Below are 19,118 nucleotides of genomic sequence, written 5' to 3'. Positions count from 1 at the left end.
CTTCCGCTCATTCCGCGACGTGCGCAGTGTCAACTGCGCGACAGTCGCGGCGCCTCAGATGTCGCGCACGCCGAAGTCGCGCATCGCCTGCAGCAGCTCCTCGCCCTCGTCGTCGATCTCGAACAGCTCGTCGTCGAGCAGGTACGCCCGCAGCAGCTCGTCGATCGCGCGCGGCCGGCGATCGGTGCGCAGGAGCGCCTTGCCGAGCATGAAGTGCACGAACGGGTTCTCGATCCCGCCGGCGCCGTTGAGCGCGTTGAAGAAGGCGTCGGCGGCGCCGGCGAAGTCGTCCTGGTCGTAGCGGACGTCGCCGATCGACGCCCACAGCCAGGTGTACGCCTCCCACTGGACGGCCGGCTCGGGCAGCAGCGGAACGGCCCCCAGCCAGGTCCGCTCGGCGCCGGCCAGATCGCCGTCGTCAGCGAGCTCGTTGCCCGCCTCGGACAGGTCGCTGATGCGTGCGTGGAGTGCGTCGGAAAGCTGTGCGGTCACGCCCGCAAACGTATCCGCGCCAACGATGCTCCAAAACGGCGAAAGCCCCGCATTCACGGGGCTTTCACTACTGCGGGACAGGGATTCGAACCCCGATTACTCGGTCCAGAGCCGAGTGTCTTGCCATTAGACGATCCCGCAACGCGGTGCGGCGAAAGAGAATAGACATTTCGCTCACGAGATGTCTCCTCCCCGTCGCCCCTCCAACATAGCTGCTGTTGAACCCCGCGACGCCGCCGCCTATCGTGTCTATCGGTCAGAGCGAGGATCTCGATCCCGCCTCCTTTTGAAAGCCCGGGTCGTGACCCCGGGCTTTCTTTTTGGCCCGGCGCCTCGTGACGACGCCGGGCCGGCGATCAGTTGCGGTTCATCCGATCGATGAGCCACAGCAACGCCATCGTCAGCGCGATGATCTCTATGCGCGTCACCTCCGTTCTCAGGACCGGAGTCCCGGCTGGAGGTTGGAGCCTCCAGCAGTTCTGGAGGAGCCGCACCGAAATCAGGCGCTGACCACTCAGTCAGGCTCTCATCGGCGCGTTGGCGCGTCTACGGCCGTCGTCTTGTATCTGCGGCTAGGCCGGCCAGCCGGGCGGCATCTCGAACTGCTGCTTGCCGAGCGCGGCGACGATCGGGTCGCCGGTGCGGACGGCGAGGTGGAACGGCGTCGCCTCGTCCGCCGTCGGGAAGGTCGCGGTCAGGACGCTGCGACCGGGGAAGAGCGCGATCAGCGCCCGCATCGCGCTCGCCAGCGCAGCCGCCGTCGCGAGCGCGGCGGGGCCGGCCACGTCGCGCGGGGCGAGCGGCGCGGCGGCGTCACCCGAGGCATCGGCGGGCGCAGCGGCATCGGCGGCCGGCGGCGCGACCGGGTCGCGCAGCGAAGGCGCGCCAGCCGATGCCGCGAGCGCCGGGCGCAGCGCCTCGGCGGTGAAGCTGGCGTCGGGCGGGGCGGGGATCGCGGGCAGCGGGAGCGGGTCGGCGGCGAGGCGGTCGGGGTCGAGCTCGACCGCCTGCTCGCCCTCGGCCAGCACGACCGGTCCGTCGGCGGGGCACTCGACGACGAACGGGTGGCCGTTCTCGCCGCGGTCGAGCAGCAGCATCGCGGCATCGGCGCCGCTGGCGCGGGCGAAGGCGCGCAGCGTCACCGCGATCGTCGCGATCCGCTCGCGCGTCTCGCCGGCGCCAGTGCCGTCGTCGCCGCCGTGGTGCTCGTCGTCGCCGAGCGCGACGCGGAAGGCGCTCGGCGCCGTCCCCTGCCCGGCGCCGCCGCCCAGCCGCCGGCGGGTCGCCTCGTTCCAGCCGCGCCGCTCGCCGCGGACGCCGCCGGCGTCGCCTCTGCCCGGCCGATGCTCCTGCCGTCGCCGCGTCATCCGATCCTCCCCCGCCGCTGCATCCGCGCGCCGTCGGCCGGCGCCGCTACGCCGCCGCCGGGCCGATCGTGGCGAGGTCGGTGGAGGCGTCGCCGAGGCGGACCACGTCGGCCGGCTCGAGCGCCTCGCCGGCGGTGATCAGACGACGGGCATGATCGAGGTCGTCGGAGCGGCCGACGGAGAGACAGCCGGCGACCCGGCCGCCGGACACGTACCAGGTGCTGAACTCGCCGCTCTCGTACGAGCCGCGCACGACCTCTCTGTCCCACTCGCGCGCCGGCCCGACGTACTCCAGCGAGGCCCAGTCGGCGAGGTCGGAGAAGAAGTACGGCACGACGTCGTGGACGACGTCCTCGCCGAGCATCGAGCGCGCCGCCGTCTTGCCCTGCTGCAGCGCCGCATCCCAGTGCTCGACGCGGATCCGCCGGCCGTGGATGACGCTGTCGTAGGCGGCGATGTCGCCGGCCGCCCAGATCCCGCGCGCCGACGTGCGCAGGCGCGCGTCGCAGGCGATCCCGCCGAGATCGGCGTCCAGCTCCAAGCCTGCCGAGCGCGCCAGCATCACATCAGGAGCGACGCCCGCGCCGATCACGACCGCGTCGGCGTCCAGCGTCACGCCCGCCGCGGTCACGACCCGCTCGACCGCATCGCCGGAGCCCTCGAACCGCTCCAGCGCGTCGCCGGCGACGAACGCGATCCCGTGCTGCTCCAGCTGCGACTGGAAGAAGCGCCCGGCCTCCGCGCCGAAGGTCCGCGACAGCGCCACGTCCTCCTGCATCACGATCGTGCACTGCGCGCCCAGCCCGGTCAGCGTCGCCGCGACCTCGCAGCCGATGTAGGAGCCGCCGATCAGCACGACGCGCTTGCCCGCGCCCTCGGCTCTGATCTGCTCGGCGTTGCCGAACGCGCGCAAGTAGGAGATCCCCTCCAGCTGCGCGCCGTCGACCGGCAGCCGCCGCACGTTCGCGCCGGTCGCGACGAGCGCGGTGTCGAAGGAGACGGTCTCCTTCGTGGAGAGCGTCGCGACCTGCTCCTCCGTGTTCAGCTTCATCACCGAGGTGCGCTGCAGCACCTCGATCCGCTGCTCGTCGTACCACGAGGCCGGTCTCCAGAGCGCGTCCTCGCGCGACCCGGCGCCGCTGAGGTACTCCTTCGACAGCGGCGGCCGCTCGTACGGCAGGTCGGGCTCGCGGCCGACCAGCAGGATGTCCCCGGAAGCCCCGCCCTCGCGCAGCCAGCGCGCGCAGGAGGCGGAGGCGAGCCCGCCGCCGATCAGCAGGTGCGCGACATGACGATCGGCCATCAGGCCGCCGCCGTGCTCTGCGTGAACTGCGGCGTGATCGCCGACTCGAGGCCCGGGTCGAGGATCAGCAGGACCTCGTCGCCGGCCTCGATGACGGTGTCGGACTTCGGCACGAAGCCGCCGCCGTCGCGCAGCACGGAGATGATCAGGCAGCCGTCCGGCAGCGGGACCTCCTCGACGCGCAGGCCCGCGGCGGCCGCGCCCTGGACGACCTCCAGCTCGATGATCTCCAGCCGCTCGCCCTCCAGCGCCAGCAGCTGGACGAGGCCGTACTGCGGCACCTCGTGCTCGATCAGGCGCAGGATCAGGTCGGTCGCGGAGACGGCCGGCTGGATCCCCAGCAGCTTGAAGTGCTGCAGGTTGCGGGGGTTGTTGACGCGCGCGACGATCCGCTGCGTCAGGTACTTCTCCTTCGCCATCTGGCAGATCAGCATGTTGTCCTCGTCGTCGCCGGTGACGGCGATGACGAGGTCGGCGCGCTGGATGCCGGCGCGCTCCAGCACCCACAGCTCGGTCGCGTCGCCGTACTGGACGGCGTGCTCCAGCTCCTGCTCGACGACGAGGTAGCGACGACGATCGTCCTCGATCAGCGTCACCTCGTGGTCCTTGGAGAGCAGCTCGCGGGCGAGGTTCCAGCCGACCTTGCCGGCTCCGGCGATGATCACGTACACGGCAGCTTCCCCTTACGCCGGCGTCAGCGCGGCCTTCGCCACGAGGTCGATGGCGTGCTGGGTCGGGCAGATCGTCTGCAGCCCCTGCTCGGCGTACCAGGCCGCGCGGGCCGGGTCGGCGACGCGCACGATCACGCGCGGGACGTTGAAGCGCTTCTGCGCGATCTGCGCGACCACCAGATTGGTGTTGTCACCGCGGGTGGCGGCGATGAAGACGTCGGCCTGCTCGATGCCGGCCTCGACGAGCGCGTCGACCTCCAGCGCGGTGCCGACGGTGAAGCGGCCGCCGGCGTCCTCCCACGTGTCGACCAGGTCCTTGTCGAGCTGCTCGTGCGAGAGCGGGTCCTGGTCGAGCACCGAGACCTCGTGACCGGCCTCGAGCGCTTGTTTGGCGACGGCGGAGCCGACACGCCCCGCACCGACGATCAGGATCAGCATGAGCGGAAGATTAGCGCTGCGCTCTCTCCGGTTCCTCCGCCCCCGGCGCCTCCGGCAGCTTCGCTCGCGGCTCGACGGCGTCCGCCGCGGGGGCGGTCAGGATCACGCGGCACTCGGCCTTGCGCAGCACGTACTTGGTCGCCTCGCCGACGAAGTTGTCGAGCGGGCCGCCCGATCCGCCCAGCAGCGCGCCGCCGCGGACACGCGAGGGCTCCTCGGCGGCGAGCACGATCGCCTCCACCCCGCGCCGCTTCGCCTCGTTGACGATCCCCTGCCCGGCGCGTCGGGCGCGCACCATCGCCGTCTGCACGTGCACGCCCTCGTACTCCTCGCCGACCGCCTTCGCGCGCCGCAGCGCCTCCTGCGCGCGTCTGATCTGCGCCTCCGGCAGGCGCGCGTCGATCGGCAGCGCCATCGGGATCTCGAAGACCCAGATCGCCTCGATCACCGCGCCCTCCTCCTCCAGCTCGTCGGAGACGGTGCCGGCGAGGCGGCCGGCGGTCTGGACGATGTCGTCGTCGAGCGGCTTGCCGAAGATCGGCACGAGGATCGAGCCGAACTCGTCCGGGTCGCGCTTCTCGTGCATCAGCGCCTTCTCCGGCACCGTCACGCGCGTGAACAGCGAGTTGCCGTCGATGCGGCGGTAGATCACGTACAGCGCGATGCCGCCGACCAGCCAGGCGAGCCCGACCCAGCGCGCGCCGGTGTGCAGCACCAGCACGCTGAGCCAGCCGGCGGCGGACAGCAGCGCGCCGAGGACCGCCGGCAGCGGCACCGGCCGCCCGCGCCAGCGGATGTTGAGCGGGACGCTGTACGGCCGCGGCCGGTCGGGCTCCTTGAAGCGCAGCTTGATGATCGCGAGGTGGGCGATCGTGAAGGCGATCAGCGCGCCGACGGCGTAGATGCCGACGAGGAAGTCGAGGTCGGCCGGGATCACGAGCGCCGAGGCGATCAAGGCGGCGAGCGCGATCAGCACGTACGGCGTGCCGAACCTCGAATGCAGCCGGCCGAGCGCGCTGGGGATCTGGCGGTTGGTGGCGAGCGCGTAGGAGAGCCGCGAGGTGCCGAGCATCGCGCCGTTGCAGGCCGCGACCAGCGCGGTCACGGCGGCGAGCGCGACGAGCGGCTGCAGCACGTCGGACAGCCACGTCGGCGTGAAGCCGTCGGCGACGCCGAGCAGCGGCGCCTCGATGTCGCGTGTCGTGAAGGCGCTCGCGCCGTCGGCGACCGGCAGCGCGTTGACGGCGACGACCGCGATCCCGACGTAGACGAGCACGATCGACGCCGAGCCGGGCCCGACGAGCGACTTCAGCCCCTTGCGCGTGACGCCGCTGGACTCGCCGGCGAGGCTCGCCGCCGCCTCCAGGCCGGTGAAGGCGATCGTCGCGATCGTGAGCGCGAAGACGACGTCGTCCCAGGCCGGCTGCACGCCGAGGTCGATCGTGTCGACGATCGCGCCCGGATGGACGATCAGGACCAGGCCGAGCACGATCACCAGCAGCTGCACGCCGAGGTCGACGATCGCGACCAGCACCTGCCGCTGCAGTTGGCGGACGGTGACGCCGCTGACGTTCCAGACCGCGACCGCGGCGATGATCGCGATCGCGACGACGACCTCCGGCACGCCCGAGCCGAGCGGATCCCAGAACTCGGCCAGGTAGTTGGTCGTCGTGAAGGCCGTGACGGCGATCAGGATCGAGTAGTCGAGCAGGATCGACCAGCCGGCTATGAAGCTGATCAGCTCGTTGAAGGCGTAGCGGGCGAAGACCGACGAGCCACCGCGCTCGCGGTGGAGCGCCGCGCCCTCGACGTAGGTCATCGAGCTGAGCGCGAAGAAGAGGCCGGCGACGAGGAAGACGAGCGGCGTCAGCCCGAGCGCCCGATGCGCGACGACGCCGAGCGCGAAGTAGACCGAGCTGACCGAGGTCGTGTAGACGAGCGCGAACAGCGCGCGAGCGCTGAGGCTGCGCTGCGGCGCGCCGCCGGCGTGGCCGGGCTGGCCCATCAGCGCACTCTCCGCGCGAGCAGGAAGCGGCCGCCGCCGGCGAGCAGGAACAGCACGCCGACGATCGTGCCGGTCGAGGCGACGCCGCCGCCCTTGGCGAAGGTCAGCACCAGCAGCACGACGCCGATCGCGAACATCAGCGCCGACATCGTCATCGTCGTGTAGCGGTGGACGTCACGCGGAGCGGGCATCGGTCAGGCCACCTCCGCCGCGGCGGCGCGCTCGGCGGCGCGGCGTCTGCCGCGGCCGGACTCGATGATCACGCGGCAGGGCCGCTCGGCCAGCACGGTCTCCAGCGTGCGGCCGAAGATCGACCCGCCGCCGGTCCGCACCGGCAGCGGCATCACGATCGCGCGCGCCTGGATCACCTTCGCCTCGTCGACGATGCGGCGGCCGGCCTGGCCCGGGCGGACCTTCTCCCAGTGGCCGGTGACGCGCCGCCCGCCGTGCACCTTCGCCTGCTCGATCAGCGACTGCGCCGCCAGCTCCTGCTCCGGCATCGCGGCGTTGATCGGCGAGGTGGCGGGGACGGTGATCGTGACGATGACGTGGATGCCGCGGTGCTTGCGGGCGGCGAGCTTGATCGCGGTCGCGAGCACGTCGGGGACGTACTCGCGCTCGTCGAAGGCGACCAGCACCGACTCGTACTCGGCCTCGTGGTCGATCACCGGCTTCGGCACCGCGACGCGCGTCGTCGTGACGAGGTCGAGCCCCTGCCGCCTGCGGTAGACGACGAAGACGCCGATGCCGAGCACCAGCCACGTCAGGCCGGTGATCGCGACGTCGATGTAGAGCGCGGTCACGACGCCCCACGCGAGCGCCGTGAAGATCCCGCCGAAGACGGCGAACAGCGGGATGTCGCGCCCTCTCCAGCTGAGGTTGAAGGGGCCACGGTACGGTCGTCTCGCGTCCGGCTGTTTCAGCCGCAGCCGCACCACCGCCGCATGCGCGATCGTGAACGACAGCATCGCGCCGAAGGCGTAGAGGTTGCCGAGGAAGCCGGCCTTGCCGGGGATCATCGCGACGCAGGCGATCGCGGAGAACAAGATGATCCCGATCCACGGCGTGCGGTACTTCGGGTGCAGCTGGCGCAGCTGGTCGGGCAGCTGGCGATGGACGCCCATCGAGTACGTCAGCCGCGAGACGCCGATGATGCCGGCGTTGGTCGCGAGGAAGAGGATCGTCGCGGCCAGCAGGCCGACGTAGATCTCGCCGGCGTGCTGGAGCGGGCCGAGGTTGAGGTGCTCGACGATGCCGAGCACCGGGTCGCCCGCGAAGCCTCCCTTGTCCTCCGGCAGGCCGAGCAGCGTCTTGCACTCGCCGCCGGCGTCGCACTTGACCGGCAGCGCGGAGAGCGCGATCGCCGGCAGCAGCGCGTAGATCGCGAAGACGGCGATCACGACGCGGTTGATCGCCTTCGGGATAGATCTCGTCTCGTCCTTCGCCTCCTCGGCCATGTTCGAGATCGTCTCGATGCCGGTGTAGGCGATCATCGCGACCGGGATCGCGACGATGAAGTCGCCCCAGCTCGGCGCGATGCCCCATCTGACGTTGTCGATCAGCACGTCGGGGCTGAAGACGAGCACGAGGCCGAGCGCGACCAGCAGCAGCTGGGTCGCGAAGTCGGCGACCGCGAGCGTGATGTTGAGCCCGGCGGTCTCCTTCGCGCCGAAGACGTTCAGCGCAGCCAGCGCCGCGACGCAGATGCAGCCGGCGATCACGTCGCCCGGCGCGTGCTGCAGCGCCGGCCAGAACAGCGACCCGATGTAGTGCGGCACGAAGAAGGCCGAGATCGAGATCGTGATCGTGTAGTTGAGCATCTGGCCCCAGGCGGCGAAGAAGGACCAGAACTCGTTGAAGGCGTGGCGCGCGAAGCTCGACGAGCCGCCCGCCTCCGGGTACATCGCGGTCGCCTCGGCGTAGGTCGAGGCGGTCAGGTAGAAGATGATCCCGGCGATGATGAAGACGACCGGCGTGAGGCCGAGCGCGAACGAGGCGACGAGGCCGAGCGCGTAATAGATCGACGAGCCGACGTTGCCGTAGGCGGTCGAGAAGAGTGCGTTGACCCCGAGCACGCGCTCGAGACCGTGAAGGCGGCGTTTGGCCATCGGTGTCGGTTGGAGAGAGGCGGAGCGTTCCCTGCCGGGACGGAGGTTAGACCCGCGCGGACGCCTCTGTGACAGTGGGCTCCAGAGCGGGTGCGGCGGCGGGCGGCGGCGTGAGCGCGGCGGCGACCACGACGAGGCCGAAGGCGAGCAGCCGGACGGCGATCCCGAGCGGGCTGCCGGGCATCGGCTCGCCGAAGACGATCGGCCCGGCGGCGATCGTCGTGAGGTTGGCCGCCGCGCTGGTGACGGCGATCACCGGCACCGCGTCGCCGAGCTGGAGCGACTTCGCCGACACCAGCAGGCCGGCGAGCGAGGCGACCAGGATCACGAGGCTGAGCGGGTGCAGGACGGTCAGCAGGAAGCCGTCGTCGTCGAGGTGGTTGGAGACGGCCTTGATCGACGTGTCCGACGCGGCCCACAGCAGGCCGGCGGAGAGCGCGTAGGCGCTCGCGCCGCGGCTGCCGCCGCCGAGCCGCCCGCCGACGACCGCCGCCAGCGTGCCGGCGAGCGACAGCCCGCCGACGTAGATCAGCAGCGTCGCGGTCGCGTAGTCGGAGTGGGCGTCGTCGCCGGCGCCCTCCATCGTCGCGGCGAGGAAGGCGAGGCCGGCGGCCATCAGCGCGACGCCGATCCACTCGCGGCGGCTGACGCGGTGGCCGAACAGCTTGTCGGCGACGACGGTCAGGAAGACGAGCCCGCCGGCGATCACCGACTGCACGAGCGTGATCGGCGCCAGCGCGAGCGCGCCGACGTGGAAGAACCAGCCGCCGAGCGCGACGAGGATCCCGAGCGTGTACCAGCCCGATCTGAACAGCACGATCGTGCTGTGCAGCGGGCGCTTCCAGTCGACCTCGGGCGCCTGCTGCGCGCCGCGATGCTTGTAGAGGAAGCCGACGACGCTCGCCAGGGCGGTGGCGAGAGAGAGCAGCAGGCCGAGTTGGACGGAGAGGCTCACAGCGGCTGGCCAGCGTAGCGCCGCGCCCGGCGCGGCGGCCCGCTCACGGGTTCAGCAGGCCGCCGAGCAGGCTGGTGACCGAGCGCGGGTCGACGCCATGCTTGCGCTCGAACTGCTTCGCCGCATCCTCGTCGGCGAGCGCCATCACCAGCTCCTCGCGGCTGACTCTGAGACGGCAGGCGCCGGCGTCGATCACCTCCAGCGCGCGATCCTGCAGGAAGCCGGTGATGCCGCCGGAGTCGGGCAGGTCGCGGTCGTCGCAGGGATTCTGGATCTTGACCGGCTCCGGCGCGATCGAGCCGTGCGCGACGGCGTAGACCGGCGGCGCGGCGAGCGCGAGCAGTGTCAGCGCGAGCAGGGGGCTGGCGCCGCGCCCCAATCTCCCTCTGTCGAGGACGAGCGCGAGCGCGGCCAGCAGGGCGCAGGCGCCGGCGATCACGAACGCCCACTTGAACGCCTCCCCCACCGCGGTCACGATCGTCTCGTCGGCCCGCTCGGAGAGCTGGTCGTAGACGACACGGTCCTCGCCGTCGAACATGCCCGCGTTGGCGGCGAGCGCCTTCTCCAGGCCGGCGCGGGGCTGCTCGGCCTCGACGCCGGAGAGCAGCTTCGGCGCCAGCTCGATCTTGTCCTGCGGCGGCAGCTTGGCGTCGAGCACGAGCGCGACGCCGCGCTCCTTCGCGCGCTCGGTCGTCGTGTCGAGCTGGTGGGCGATCAGCGGTGCGACGGCGATCAGCACCAGCGCGATCCCGGCATGGCGGATCGTCAGCAGCCAGGCGGCGTCGTGCGGCGTGCGCTCGGGCAGCAGCTCGCCCGCGAACGCCGGCAGCGCCATCCCCATCCCGAGCCCCGCGAGCGCCTGCGGCAGGAGGGTCCAGGCGACGTTGGCGTCCGGCAGCCAGGCGAGCGCGAGCACGCCGCCGCCGACGAGCACCGAGCCGGCCGCGGCCCGCTGCCGCGGCGGCCCGCCGAGCCGATCGCCCGCGACCGCCGCCAGCGGCAGCACCGTCACCGTCGCCGCGGCCGCCAGCGGCGAGATCGCCCAGCCGGCGACGAGCAGCAGCACGAGCAGGAACAGCACCGCCGTCAGCGCGGCCGACAGCAGCGCCAGCGCGATCGCCGGCAGCAGCCGGATCGGCGCCGTGACGTGGACGTCGCCGACCGCGCCATGGACGGCCGTCCCGTGCGGGCCGAGCAGATCCGGGTCGGCGCCAGATGGCGACGCGTGCAGGCCGCGGCGAGCCTGCTCGGCGGACGCGGCGGCGTCGGCGGCACGAGCGGCGGCAGCGTCGGCCGGATCCCGCAGCGCCGCCAGCGCAGCGACTGCGGCGACGGGGATCTGGACGATGAAGATCGCGCGCCAGTCGAACGCCTCCGTCAACGCGCCGCCCAAGGCGGGCCCGATCGCGCTCGACAGCACCGCCGCGCCGAGCCAGTGGCGCCGGCCGCCTCTGCCGCCGCCGTCTATCAGCGTGAAGGCGGCGACGAGACCGGCCGCGCCGCCGAGCGCCTGCACGCCGCGGGCGACGAGCAGCGGCGTCAGCGAGTCGGCGCCGGCGCAGACGGCCGAGGCGAGGCCGAAGAGGACGAAGCCGGCGGCGCCGAGCGTCGAGGCACCGACCCGCCGCATCAGCCGCTCGGCCGGCAGCAGCGCGAACGCCAGCACGAGCGTGTAGACAGCGATCACCGCCGCGACGCCCTCGACGGTCGTGTCGAGCGCGGTCAGCAGCTCGGGCAGGGCGAGCGTCACGATCGACGCGTCGGCGAGCACGAGACCTGCTGCGGCGATCACCAGCCAGTGGCGGGGCTTCATGGCCTGATGTCTATCCGACCGGCGCTCGAGCGCCAAGCCCGGCCCGCCCCCGCGCCGTGGTGCGGCCAGCCCCACCACGCGCGAAAACCGCCCCAGAACGCAGAACGGGCGGCCGAGGGCCGCCCGTACTCCACGCGTCGTTCTCTCCTCCGACGTCTGTGTGATGGATCTTACACAATCAACGGGATGATCAAGATCGCGACGATGTTGGCGACCTTGATCATCGGGTTGATCGCCGGGCCGGCGGTGTCCTTGTAGGGATCGCCGACCGTGTCGCCGGTGATCGCCGCCTCGTGCGCCTGCGAGCCCTTGCCGCCGAAGGCGCCGTCCTCGATCAGCTTCTTCGCGTTGTCCCACGCGCCGCCGCCCGAGGTCATCGAGATCGCCATGAAGAGGCCGACGACGATCACGCCGATCAGCAGCCCGCCGAGCGCCTCGACCGACAGCACGCCGACGATCGTCGTGACGACGATCGGGATCAGCGACGGCAGGATCATCTCCCGCTGCGCCGATCTCGTGACGATGTCGACGCAGGTGCCGTACTCGGGCTCCTGCGAGCCGTCCATGATCCCCGGCTTCTCGCGGAACTGGCGCCGCACCTCCTCGACGACGGCGCCGCCGGCACGGCCGACCGCCTCCATCGAGAGCGCGACGAACAGGTAGACCATCATGCCGCCGATCAGCAGCCCGATCAGCACGGCCGGGTCGCCGAGGATGAACGAGACCGGATCCTTGTGGTCCTTCAACAGCTCGATGTTCAGCTCGTACTCGAAGGCGCGGAACAGCACGAGCGCCGCGAGCGCGGCCGAGCCGATCGCGTAGCCCTTCGTGACCGCCTTCGTCGTGTTGCCGACCGCGTCGAGCGGATCGGTGACGTTGCGGACCTCCTCCGGCAGCTCCGCCATCTCGGCGATGCCGCCGGCGTTGTCGGTGATCGGCCCGAAGGCGTCGAGCGCGACGATCAGGCCGGTCAGCGACAGCATCGCCATCACCGCGATGCCGATCCCGTAGATGCCGGCGAGGTCGTTCGCCCACAGGATCCCGAGCGCGATCACGAGCGCCGGCGCCGCGGTCGACTGGAAGCCCTGCGCGAGCCCTTGGATGATGTTCGTCGCGTGGCCGGTCTCCGACGCCTTCGCGGTCGACTTGACCGGTGCGAAGCGCGTCGACGTGTAGTAGTCGGTGATGACGAACAGCAGGCCGGTGATCGCCAGCCCGATCAGCGAGCAGATGTAGAAGTCGCCGACGCTGGGGCCTGCGCCCGGCGCGATCGCGCCGCGCGGCGTGACGTCGTCCATCAGCCAGTGGGTGATCGGGTAGAAGGCGATCGCCGCCAGCACGGCCGAGACGATCAGCCCCTTGTAGAGCGCGTTCTCGACGTTGCCGCTGGCCGAGCGGACGAAGTACGTGCCGATGATCGAGGCGATGATCGAGACGCCGCCGAGCACGAGCGGATAGACCGCGACCGCGCTCGACTCCTGGAACGTCAGCACCCCGAGCAGCATCACTGCGACGGCCGAGACGGCGTACGTCTCGAACAGGTCGGCCGCCATGCCGGCGCAGTCGCCGACGTTGTCACCGACGTTGTCGGCGATCACGGCCGGGTTGCGCGGATCGTCCTCGGGGATGCCGGCCTCGATCTTGCCGACGAGGTCGGCGCCGACGTCGGCGCCCTTCGTGAAGATGCCGCCGCCGAGGCGCGCGAAGACGGAGATCAGCGAGCCGCCGAAGCCGAGGCCGATCAGCGCGTCGACCGCCTCCTTCGGCGTCTTGTCGACCCACGAGGTGAGGATCCCGTAGTACGCGGAGACGCCGACGAGCGCGAGCCCGACGACGAGCATGCCGGTGACGGCGCCGCCTCTGAAGGCGACCCGCAGCGCGGTCGGGACGCCGTCACGGGCGGCCTCGGCGACGCGCGCGTTGGCGCGCACCGAGACGTTCATGCCGATGTAGCCGGCGGCCGCCGAGGAGGCGCCGCCGATCGCGAAGCCGATCGCGACCCAGATGTCCTGGATGAAGATCAGCGCGACGAACAGCAGGATGCCGACGGCGGCGATCGTCGAGTACTGGCGGTTGAGGTACGCGCGAGCGCCCTCCTGCACGGCGGCCGAGATCGACTGCATTCGCTCGTTGCCAGGCGAGAGCGCGAGCAGCGATCTCACGGTCACGGCGCCGTAGACGAGCGCCGCGGCAGCGCAGACGAGCGCGACGAGGACGCCGTGGTCGGTCAGAAAGCTGGACAAGACTTCGATCCTCCAGATTCCGTTGAACGACGTCGGCGCGCCTTCGGGCGCGCCGGCACCAGCGATGGGGCCGCGGCTGCATGAGGCTCTCCACGGTCCTCAATTGAAGCGACGCGAGCCTATACGAACGCGGGGACGCGCCGTCAAGGTTCTGGCGTTTTGTCAGCGCGGGACGCGCTGCGGTTTGGCCCGTCTACTGGCCGGGGACCCACAGGCGGCCGCTGCCCTGAGCGGGGCCGGGGCCCTCTCTCGGGGGCTGCGGCGCGGCACCGGCGCCAGCGCCGGGCGTCGCCTCGGGATCGCCGCCGGGGGCCGGCTCGCCGCCGCCCGCGCCCTGCGCGTAGACGAGCTGCAGCTGCGACAGCGCGTCGCGGATCGGTCTCGTCTGCTCCGGCCCGGCGAGCGCCTCGACCTGCGGCAGCAGCGCGCGCACGGCCTCGATCCCGACCTGCACCTGCTGCAGGTCCTTGTCGCCCTCGGTGCCGGGCATCAGGCCGGCGCGCATGATCGCGATGTTGAGGATCGAGAGGGCCGACTCGACGACCATCTGCTCGATTCGGACTCTGCGCAGCTCCTCCTGGAGCGCGGCCTGCATCTCGGCCTCTGTCGGCTGGCGCTGCGGCTCGTCGCTGCTCATGCGATGACCTCCTGGGCGTATGTCTCGCGAGTCTCGCGGACGGTGGCGGCGTAGACCTCTCCGATTCCCGCTCCGGCGTCGATCATGCGCCGTTGGCGCTGCGAACCGTTCAGCTCGGGCAGCGCGACCTCGATCCCCAGCTCCGCGCGCAGCGGCGCGGTCCAGGTCAGCAGGCGCTCGAGCGCGGCCTGGGCGGGATACTCGACGGCGCGCTCGAGGTCGATCAGCGGGCCGTCGAGGCCGCGGCGGATCGCGCGCCACATGTTCTCCTCGACCAGCCGCGGCGCCGGGTCCGTGAACGGCACGCCCTCCTCGACGTCGCGCGCGGCCTGGGCGACGCAGGCGACGATCAGCGCCGCCAGTCCCTCCGACTCGCCGGCGGTCGACTGCGCGTCGCAGATGCGCACCTCGACGGTGCCGTAGGAGAGGTGCGGCCGGACCGACCACCAGACCTGCGTGTACTCGACGATCGAGTTCGTGCGGAGGAGGAAGTCGAGGTAGTCGCGGAAGCCGCTCCAGGAGCCGAACGCGTCCGGCACGCCGCAGCGCGGGAACGACTTCGTGAACGTCTGTGTGCGGGCCGTGTGGAGGCCGGAGTCGCGCCCGTCGACGTACGGCGAGTTGGCCGAGATCGCCAGCAGCAGCGGCAGCACCGGGCGGAGCCGGTCGCAGACCTGGACGGCGCGGTCGGCGCCCTGGACGCCGACGTGGACGTGCAGCGAGAAGGTGTTGTTGCGCCAGGCGACGTACTTCAGCCCGTCCTCGACCCGGTGGTAGTGCTCGGTGTCGATGATGTGCTGGTCGCGGTAGTCGGAGAAGGGATGGGTGCCGGTCGACCCGAGCGCGATCCCGTGCTTCTGCGCGAGCGCGAACAGGCGGCGGCGGTGGTCGCGCTGTCTGACGAGCGCGTCGGCGAGGTCGGCGCCGCGGCCGGAGCGGATCTCGATCTCGGACGAGATCAGCTCGCCCGCTATCGAGGTCGCCAGCACGGGATCGTCCTGGGCGCCGTCGCGCAGCTCCTCGAAGCGCGGCGCCAGCGCGAGCGTGCCTGGGTCGAGGATGGCGAACTCCTCCTCGAGCCCGACGGTGAAGTCGGTCGAGTCCTCGAAGGCCCGCTGGGCGTGGTCGAAGTCGATGGTCATCAGAGCGGCTGACCGCGGGCTAGGTCAGATAGAAGTACAGCGCGTAGAGCAGGTCGACCGCGGGACTGGAAGTGTGCACGGTCACCTCCGGCGGGACCTGCAGCAGCGCCTCGGAGTAGTTGAAGATGATCTTCACGCCGGCCGTGACGAGCTCGTCGGCAAGCGGCTGGGCGGCCTTCGTCGGGACCGCGAGGACGGCGACGACGATGTCCTCCTCGTCGACTATCGCCTTCAGGTCGATCGCCGAGCGGACGTGGTGGTTGCCGACCGCCTCGCCGATCTTGGCCGGGTCGTTGTCGAAGATCGCGACGACCTTGAAGCCGTGGTCGGCGAAGATGTCCGAGCTGGCGATCGCGCGGCCGAGGTGGCCGGCGCCGAAGAGCGCGATGTTGTGCTGGCCGGAGGTGCGCAGGATCTTGCGGATCTGCGAGACGAGCGAGTCGACGTTGTAGCCGACGCCGCGCTTGCCGAACTTGCCGAAGCCGGACAGGTCGCGGCGGATCTGCGTCGAGTTGACGTGCGTGTAGTCCGACAGCTCCTGGGAGGAGATCGTCTCCTTGCCCATCTTCTTCGCCTGCGTCAGCACCTGCAGGTAACGCGACAGTCGAGCCGCGACGCCGAGCGTCAGCTTGTCCCCGACCTTCCCGAACGGGGTCTCGGCGTCGTTCTCGATCAAGTGGCTCATCGACCCCCACTGTACCGGCGCGGCCCCCGGACCCGCCGGCTGGCGCTCACGCCGCCAGCCGGCGGCGCAGCTCCTCCTCGTCGACGAAGAACTCGAACAGCTCCTCGCCGTCGAGCGCCAGGACCGGAATGCGCTCCAGATATTCGGTGTGGAGCGCGTCGTCCTGCTCGATGTCGAGCTCGACCAGCGCGAACGGCAGCTCCGCCCGCACGCGCTCGACGATCGCGCGCGCGTCGTCGCAGAGATGGCAGCCGGGCCGGCCGTAGAGGACGACCTCGCGCATCGTCGTCTAGATCCCGCGCTCGCCCGTCGCGAAGGCGTCGAGGCCGAGGTACTGCGGGAACGGCAGCGGTTCGAGGTAGCGCGCCGCGGAGGCGATCATCGCCGCGTTGTCGGTGCACAGCTCGCGCGGCGGCACGTGCAGGTCGGGCGCGAGCGCGCGCATCCGCTCGCGCAGCGGGCCGTTGGCGGCGACGCCGCCGCCGAGCGCCAGCCGCTCGATCCCGGTCTGTCTGCGCGCCCGCTCGACGCGGCGCGCGAGCGTCTCGACGATCGCGCGCTGGTAGGAGGCGGCGAGGTCGGCGCGGCGGCGCGTCGTCTCCTCCTCCCCCAGCTCCTGCGTCTTGTAGAGCAGCGCGGTCTTGAGACCGGAGAAGGAGAAGTCGAGGCCGGGGACCTGCGCCGCGACCGGGAAGGCGAACGCCTCCGCGTCGCCCTCCTCGGCCAGCTTCGACAGCGCCGGGCCGCCCGGGTAGCCGAGGCCGAGCAGGCGGGCCCCCTTGTCGAACGCCTCGCCGGCGGCGTCGTCGCGCGTGGAGCCGAGCACCTCGATCGAGCCCTCGCTGCCCCAGCTCGCGCCGTGGTCCTTGACGTGCGCCAGCAGCGTGTGGCCGCCGCTGGCGATCAGGATCAGGAACGGCGGCTCGATCGGGTCCGGTCTCAGGAACGAGGCGGCGACGTGGCCGTGGAGATGGTCGACGGGGATCAGCGGAAGGCCGTGCGCGGCCGCCAGCGCCTTGCCGGTCGCGACCCCGACGAGCAGCGCGCCGACGAGGCCGGGCCCCTGCGTGACGGCGACGGCGTCGACCTGCGGCAGCGTCGTGCCGGCCTGCTGCAGCGCATCCTCGACGACCGCCTCGACCAGCTCCAGATGGTGGCGCGAGGCGATCTCGGGGACGACGCCGCCGTAGCGGTCGTGGACGCCCTGCGAGGAGATCACGTTGCTGCGGATCTCGCCGTCGCGCGTGACGACCGCCGCGCAGGTGTCGTCGCAGCTCGTCTCGATCGCGAGGATCACAGCGCCACGTTCGGGATGTCGTCCATGCGGCCCTCCAGCGTCGCGGGCGTGCGCCACATCACGAGCGCGTCCTCGCCGTTGTCCTGGTAGTAGCGGCGCCGGCGACCGGCGGAGAGGAAGCCGAAGCGCTCGTAGAGGACGATCGCGCCGTCGTTGGAGGGGCGCACCTCGAGCGTGATCTGGGCGCCCTCGCCGACCCGCTCGACCAGCTCTCTCAGCAGCGCGCTGGCGACGCCCTGGCGGCGCGCGGAGGGGTCGACGGCGACGTTCATGATGTGCCAGACGGTGTCGTAGCGGGAGCAGATCAGATGGCCGACCAGCTCGCCGTCGCGCAGCGCCGCGAGGCAGATCCCCGACGCCTTCGACAGCTCCAGCACGAACATCGCCAGCGACCACGGCGTCGGGAAGGCGCGCCGTTCGAGCGCGATCACGTGCGGGAGGTCGGCGTAGGTGAGCCGGCGGATCTTCAGGGGCGTCGACGTCGCGGTCACGATCTGTGGATTCCAGCAGCCCGCCGGCGCAGTGCCAGCTCGGCGTCGGGCAGTCGCAGATAGGCCGGCAGCACCTCGTCGCGCGCGTGCGGCCGCGCCGCTCCGGCGAGCCGGCAGTGCGCTGCCGCGTCGACCTGGTGTGACGGCGAATCGCCCGCCGGGACGAGGACCCCGGCCAGTTCCAGCTGTTCCCGAAAGCGTAGCGCCCCGTCGCCGATTCCCACGGGGGCCGACGGCAGCTCCTGCACGGCGGCGACGAGCGCATCCGGCGTCAGCGCGGCCGGCGCCAGCAGCGGGGTCGCGGCCGGGTCGGTCACGCCGGCGGCGTCCCAGGCGGCGGCGAACGCCTCGCCGCGGCGGGCGTCGATCACGGGCAGGATCGTGGCGGCAGCGGGCGCGGCGGCCTCGTCGCGAGGCGCGGCGTGGGCGTCGGCGGCGTCGCGAGTGGCTGCGGTGAGCGCGTGCGCGGCCGCGAGCGCGTGCAGCGTCGAGATGCCGACGAGGTCCAGCGCGTGCGCCTGCGCGAGCGCGCGGGCGGTCGCGACACCGATCCGCAGGCCGGTGAAGGTGCCCGGCCCGACGCCGACGGCGAGCCGGTCGAGGTCCTTGAAGGAAAGCCCCGCCTCGTCCAGCAGCTCGACCGCGTAGGTCAGCAGCAGCGCCTGGTGGCCGGGCCGCTCGCCCTGCGCGGGATCGTGGCGCCGCGTCAGCATCCGCCCGTCGCCCGGCGCGAGCGCGACGCTGGTGGCGGGCGTCGCGGTGTCGAACGCGAGGATCTTCACCCCGGGATCGTCGCGCACGCGGCGGCGGGGCGTCGCGCGGGGCCTGCCGGCGCGTTCCGACCGCCTTGGCGCGTACCGTGCGCTGCGGGATGTGGAACATCCGCGCCGCCTCGCTCGCAGGGATCGCAGCGCTCGCTCTGGCGGCGCAACCGTCCGTTGCCGCGCCCGCACATCACAGAAGCGAGAAGCGCTGCTCGCCGGCCGGCATCCGCGCCGCGCACGGGACCGCGCGGGCGGAGCGGCGGATCCGCTGCCTGCTGAACGCGCGCCGGGCGCGGACCGGGATGCGGCCGCTGCGCTGGGACCGCTGCCTCGACCGCGCCGCCGAGCGTCACGCGCGCGACATGGTCCGCCGCCGCTACTTCGCCCACGCCTCGCTCGGCGGGCGCACGCTCGTGCAGCGGGCGCGCGCCACCGGCTACGTCCCGCGCAACGGGCGCTGGTCGCTGGGCGAGAACCTCGCCTGGGGCGCCGGCAGACGCGCGACCGCCGCGGCGACCGTGCGCGGCTGGCTGCGCAGCCCGCCGCACCGCCGCAACGTCTTCACGAGCAGGTTCCGCGACGTCGGCATCGCGGTCGTCCACGGCGCCCCGGTGCGGCTGCCGCGCGGCGCCCGCGCCCGCGTCGCGCGCGTGACGGTCGTCGCCGAGTTCGGCGCCCGCGCCCCCGGCCGCTGCCGGCGCTGACGG

At 72.1% G+C, this 19,118-nt stretch carries 19 protein-coding genes and 1 tRNA gene; 1 reads left to right on the top strand and 19 read right to left on the bottom strand.

Features of this window, described 5'->3' with window-relative positions:
* Window positions 1-54: 54 nt before the first annotated feature.
* From Q7L73_RS00725 to tsaB, 19 genes are all read right to left on the bottom strand, one after another.
* Complete coding sequence (locus Q7L73_RS00725) at window positions 55-492, bottom strand: hypothetical protein (protein ID WP_304688148.1); 438 nt, start codon at window positions 490-492, stop codon at window positions 55-57.
* Between the two features lie 70 nt (window positions 493-562).
* Window positions 563-633: transfer RNA gene (locus Q7L73_RS00720), tRNA-Gln, on the bottom strand.
* 431 nt (window positions 634-1,064) lie between these two features.
* Window positions 1,065-1,859, bottom strand: a complete 795-nt coding sequence (locus tag Q7L73_RS00715; RefSeq protein ID WP_304688146.1) for a hypothetical protein — start codon at window positions 1,857-1,859, stop codon at window positions 1,065-1,067.
* Between the two features lie 46 nt (window positions 1,860-1,905).
* Window positions 1,906-3,162: an NAD(P)/FAD-dependent oxidoreductase gene (locus Q7L73_RS00710; protein WP_304688144.1), complete on the bottom strand. Its 1,257-nt coding sequence runs from the start codon at window positions 3,160-3,162 to the stop codon at window positions 1,906-1,908.
* Window positions 3,162-3,827 carry a TrkA family potassium uptake protein gene (locus Q7L73_RS00705; protein ID WP_304688143.1) on the bottom strand — a complete coding sequence of 222 codons (666 nt, stop codon included), beginning with the start codon at window positions 3,825-3,827 and terminating at the stop codon, window positions 3,162-3,164. Before Q7L73_RS00705 ends, Q7L73_RS00710 begins: the two co-directional genes overlap by 1 nt.
* A gap of 18 nt (window positions 3,828-3,845) precedes the next feature.
* Window positions 3,846-4,271 (bottom strand): TrkA family potassium uptake protein, encoded by a 426-nt coding sequence (locus Q7L73_RS00700; RefSeq protein WP_304688142.1) that lies wholly within the window; start codon window positions 4,269-4,271, stop codon window positions 3,846-3,848.
* Window positions 4,272-4,281: 10 nt separating this feature from the next.
* Window positions 4,282-6,276 carry an amino acid permease gene (locus Q7L73_RS00695; protein WP_304688140.1) on the bottom strand — a complete coding sequence of 665 codons (1,995 nt, stop codon included), beginning with the start codon at window positions 6,274-6,276 and terminating at the stop codon, window positions 4,282-4,284.
* Window positions 6,276-6,467 carry a hypothetical protein gene (locus Q7L73_RS00690; protein ID WP_304688138.1) on the bottom strand — a complete coding sequence of 64 codons (192 nt, stop codon included), beginning with the start codon at window positions 6,465-6,467 and terminating at the stop codon, window positions 6,276-6,278. Before Q7L73_RS00690 ends, Q7L73_RS00695 begins: the two co-directional genes overlap by 1 nt.
* A 3-nt stretch (window positions 6,468-6,470) precedes the next feature.
* Window positions 6,471-8,351, bottom strand: coding sequence for an amino acid permease (locus Q7L73_RS00685; protein ID WP_304688136.1), 1,881 nt, complete (start codon window positions 8,349-8,351; stop codon window positions 6,471-6,473).
* A 79-nt stretch (window positions 8,352-8,430) separates the two neighbouring features.
* The gene (locus tag Q7L73_RS00680) at window positions 8,431-9,339 is read right to left on the bottom strand and encodes a hypothetical protein (RefSeq protein ID WP_304688135.1); all 909 of its coding nucleotides are present in this window, start codon (window positions 9,337-9,339) and stop codon (window positions 8,431-8,433) included.
* Between the two features lie 43 nt (window positions 9,340-9,382).
* On the bottom strand, window positions 9,383-11,152 hold the full coding sequence (locus Q7L73_RS00675; RefSeq protein WP_304688134.1) for an MFS transporter: 1,770 nt from the start codon (window positions 11,150-11,152) through the stop codon (window positions 9,383-9,385).
* 170 nt (window positions 11,153-11,322) lie between these two features.
* Window positions 11,323-13,395: a sodium-translocating pyrophosphatase gene (locus Q7L73_RS00670; RefSeq protein WP_304688132.1), complete on the bottom strand. Its 2,073-nt coding sequence runs from the start codon at window positions 13,393-13,395 to the stop codon at window positions 11,323-11,325.
* A 193-nt stretch (window positions 13,396-13,588) separates the two neighbouring features.
* Window positions 13,589-14,032 carry a hypothetical protein gene (locus tag Q7L73_RS00665; RefSeq protein ID WP_304688128.1) on the bottom strand — a complete coding sequence of 148 codons (444 nt, stop codon included), beginning with the start codon at window positions 14,030-14,032 and terminating at the stop codon, window positions 13,589-13,591.
* Window positions 14,029-15,174, bottom strand: coding sequence for a YbdK family carboxylate-amine ligase (locus tag Q7L73_RS00660; RefSeq protein ID WP_304688127.1), 1,146 nt, complete (start codon window positions 15,172-15,174; stop codon window positions 14,029-14,031). Before Q7L73_RS00660 ends, Q7L73_RS00665 begins: the two co-directional genes overlap by 4 nt.
* 19 nt (window positions 15,175-15,193) lie before the next feature.
* The gene (locus tag Q7L73_RS00655; RefSeq protein WP_304688126.1) at window positions 15,194-15,859 is read right to left on the bottom strand and encodes a redox-sensing transcriptional repressor Rex; all 666 of its coding nucleotides are present in this window, start codon (window positions 15,857-15,859) and stop codon (window positions 15,194-15,196) included.
* 46 nt (window positions 15,860-15,905) lie between these two features.
* On the bottom strand, window positions 15,906-16,142 hold the full coding sequence (locus Q7L73_RS00650; RefSeq protein ID WP_304688124.1) for a glutaredoxin family protein: 237 nt from the start codon (window positions 16,140-16,142) through the stop codon (window positions 15,906-15,908).
* A 6-nt stretch (window positions 16,143-16,148) separates the two neighbouring features.
* Window positions 16,149-17,156, bottom strand: coding sequence for a tRNA (adenosine(37)-N6)-threonylcarbamoyltransferase complex transferase subunit TsaD (gene tsaD / locus Q7L73_RS00645; RefSeq protein ID WP_304688122.1), 1,008 nt, complete (start codon window positions 17,154-17,156; stop codon window positions 16,149-16,151).
* Complete coding sequence (gene rimI, locus Q7L73_RS00640) at window positions 17,153-17,647, bottom strand: ribosomal protein S18-alanine N-acetyltransferase (protein WP_304688121.1); 495 nt, start codon at window positions 17,645-17,647, stop codon at window positions 17,153-17,155. The genes tsaD and rimI overlap by 4 nt, the downstream gene beginning before the upstream one ends.
* Complete coding sequence (gene tsaB / locus Q7L73_RS00635; protein ID WP_304688120.1) at window positions 17,644-18,429, bottom strand: tRNA (adenosine(37)-N6)-threonylcarbamoyltransferase complex dimerization subunit type 1 TsaB; 786 nt, start codon at window positions 18,427-18,429, stop codon at window positions 17,644-17,646. Before tsaB ends, rimI begins: the two co-directional genes overlap by 4 nt.
* Window positions 18,430-18,518: 89 nt before the next feature.
* On the opposite strand from tsaB, the gene Q7L73_RS00630 reads away from it, so the two are divergent.
* Window positions 18,519-19,115: a CAP domain-containing protein gene (locus Q7L73_RS00630; RefSeq protein WP_304688119.1), complete on the top strand. Its 597-nt coding sequence runs from the start codon at window positions 18,519-18,521 to the stop codon at window positions 19,113-19,115.
* Window positions 19,116-19,118: the final 3 nt, after the last annotated feature.

This window comes from Conexibacter sp. CPCC 205762, from assembly GCF_030646155.1.
GTDB lineage: Bacteria > Actinomycetota > Thermoleophilia > Solirubrobacterales > Solirubrobacteraceae > Conexibacter.
The sequence above is the reverse complement of the archived record's forward strand: the minus strand, read 5'-3'. Positions and strand labels throughout refer to the sequence as shown.

What these genes read in the sequence shown, in the direction of transcription:
- Q7L73_RS00715 (WP_304688146.1), bottom strand. Translation starts at nt 1,859, where the DNA reads ATGACGCGGCGACGGCAGGAGCATCGGCCGGGCAGAGGCGACGCCGGC.
- Q7L73_RS00710 (WP_304688144.1), bottom strand. Translation starts at nt 3,162, where the DNA reads ATGGCCGATCGTCATGTCGCGCACCTGCTGATCGGCGGCGGGCTCGCC.
- Q7L73_RS00700 (WP_304688142.1), bottom strand. Translation starts at nt 4,271, where the DNA reads ATGCTGATCCTGATCGTCGGTGCGGGGCGTGTCGGCTCCGCCGTCGCC.
- Q7L73_RS00695 (WP_304688140.1), bottom strand. Translation starts at nt 6,276, where the DNA reads ATGGGCCAGCCCGGCCACGCCGGCGGCGCGCCGCAGCGCAGCCTCAGC.
- Q7L73_RS00690 (WP_304688138.1), bottom strand. Translation starts at nt 6,467, where the DNA reads ATGCCCGCTCCGCGTGACGTCCACCGCTACACGACGATGACGATGTCG.
- Q7L73_RS00675 (WP_304688134.1), bottom strand. Translation starts at nt 11,152, where the DNA reads ATGAAGCCCCGCCACTGGCTGGTGATCGCCGCAGCAGGTCTCGTGCTC.
- Q7L73_RS00665 (WP_304688128.1), bottom strand. Translation starts at nt 14,032, where the DNA reads ATGAGCAGCGACGAGCCGCAGCGCCAGCCGACAGAGGCCGAGATGCAG.
- Q7L73_RS00660 (WP_304688127.1), bottom strand. Translation starts at nt 15,174, where the DNA reads ATGACCATCGACTTCGACCACGCCCAGCGGGCCTTCGAGGACTCGACC.
- Q7L73_RS00655 (WP_304688126.1), bottom strand. Translation starts at nt 15,859, where the DNA reads ATGAGCCACTTGATCGAGAACGACGCCGAGACCCCGTTCGGGAAGGTC.
- Q7L73_RS00650 (WP_304688124.1), bottom strand. Translation starts at nt 16,142, where the DNA reads ATGCGCGAGGTCGTCCTCTACGGCCGGCCCGGCTGCCATCTCTGCGAC.
- Q7L73_RS00630 (WP_304688119.1), top strand. Translation starts at nt 18,519, where the DNA reads ATGTGGAACATCCGCGCCGCCTCGCTCGCAGGGATCGCAGCGCTCGCT.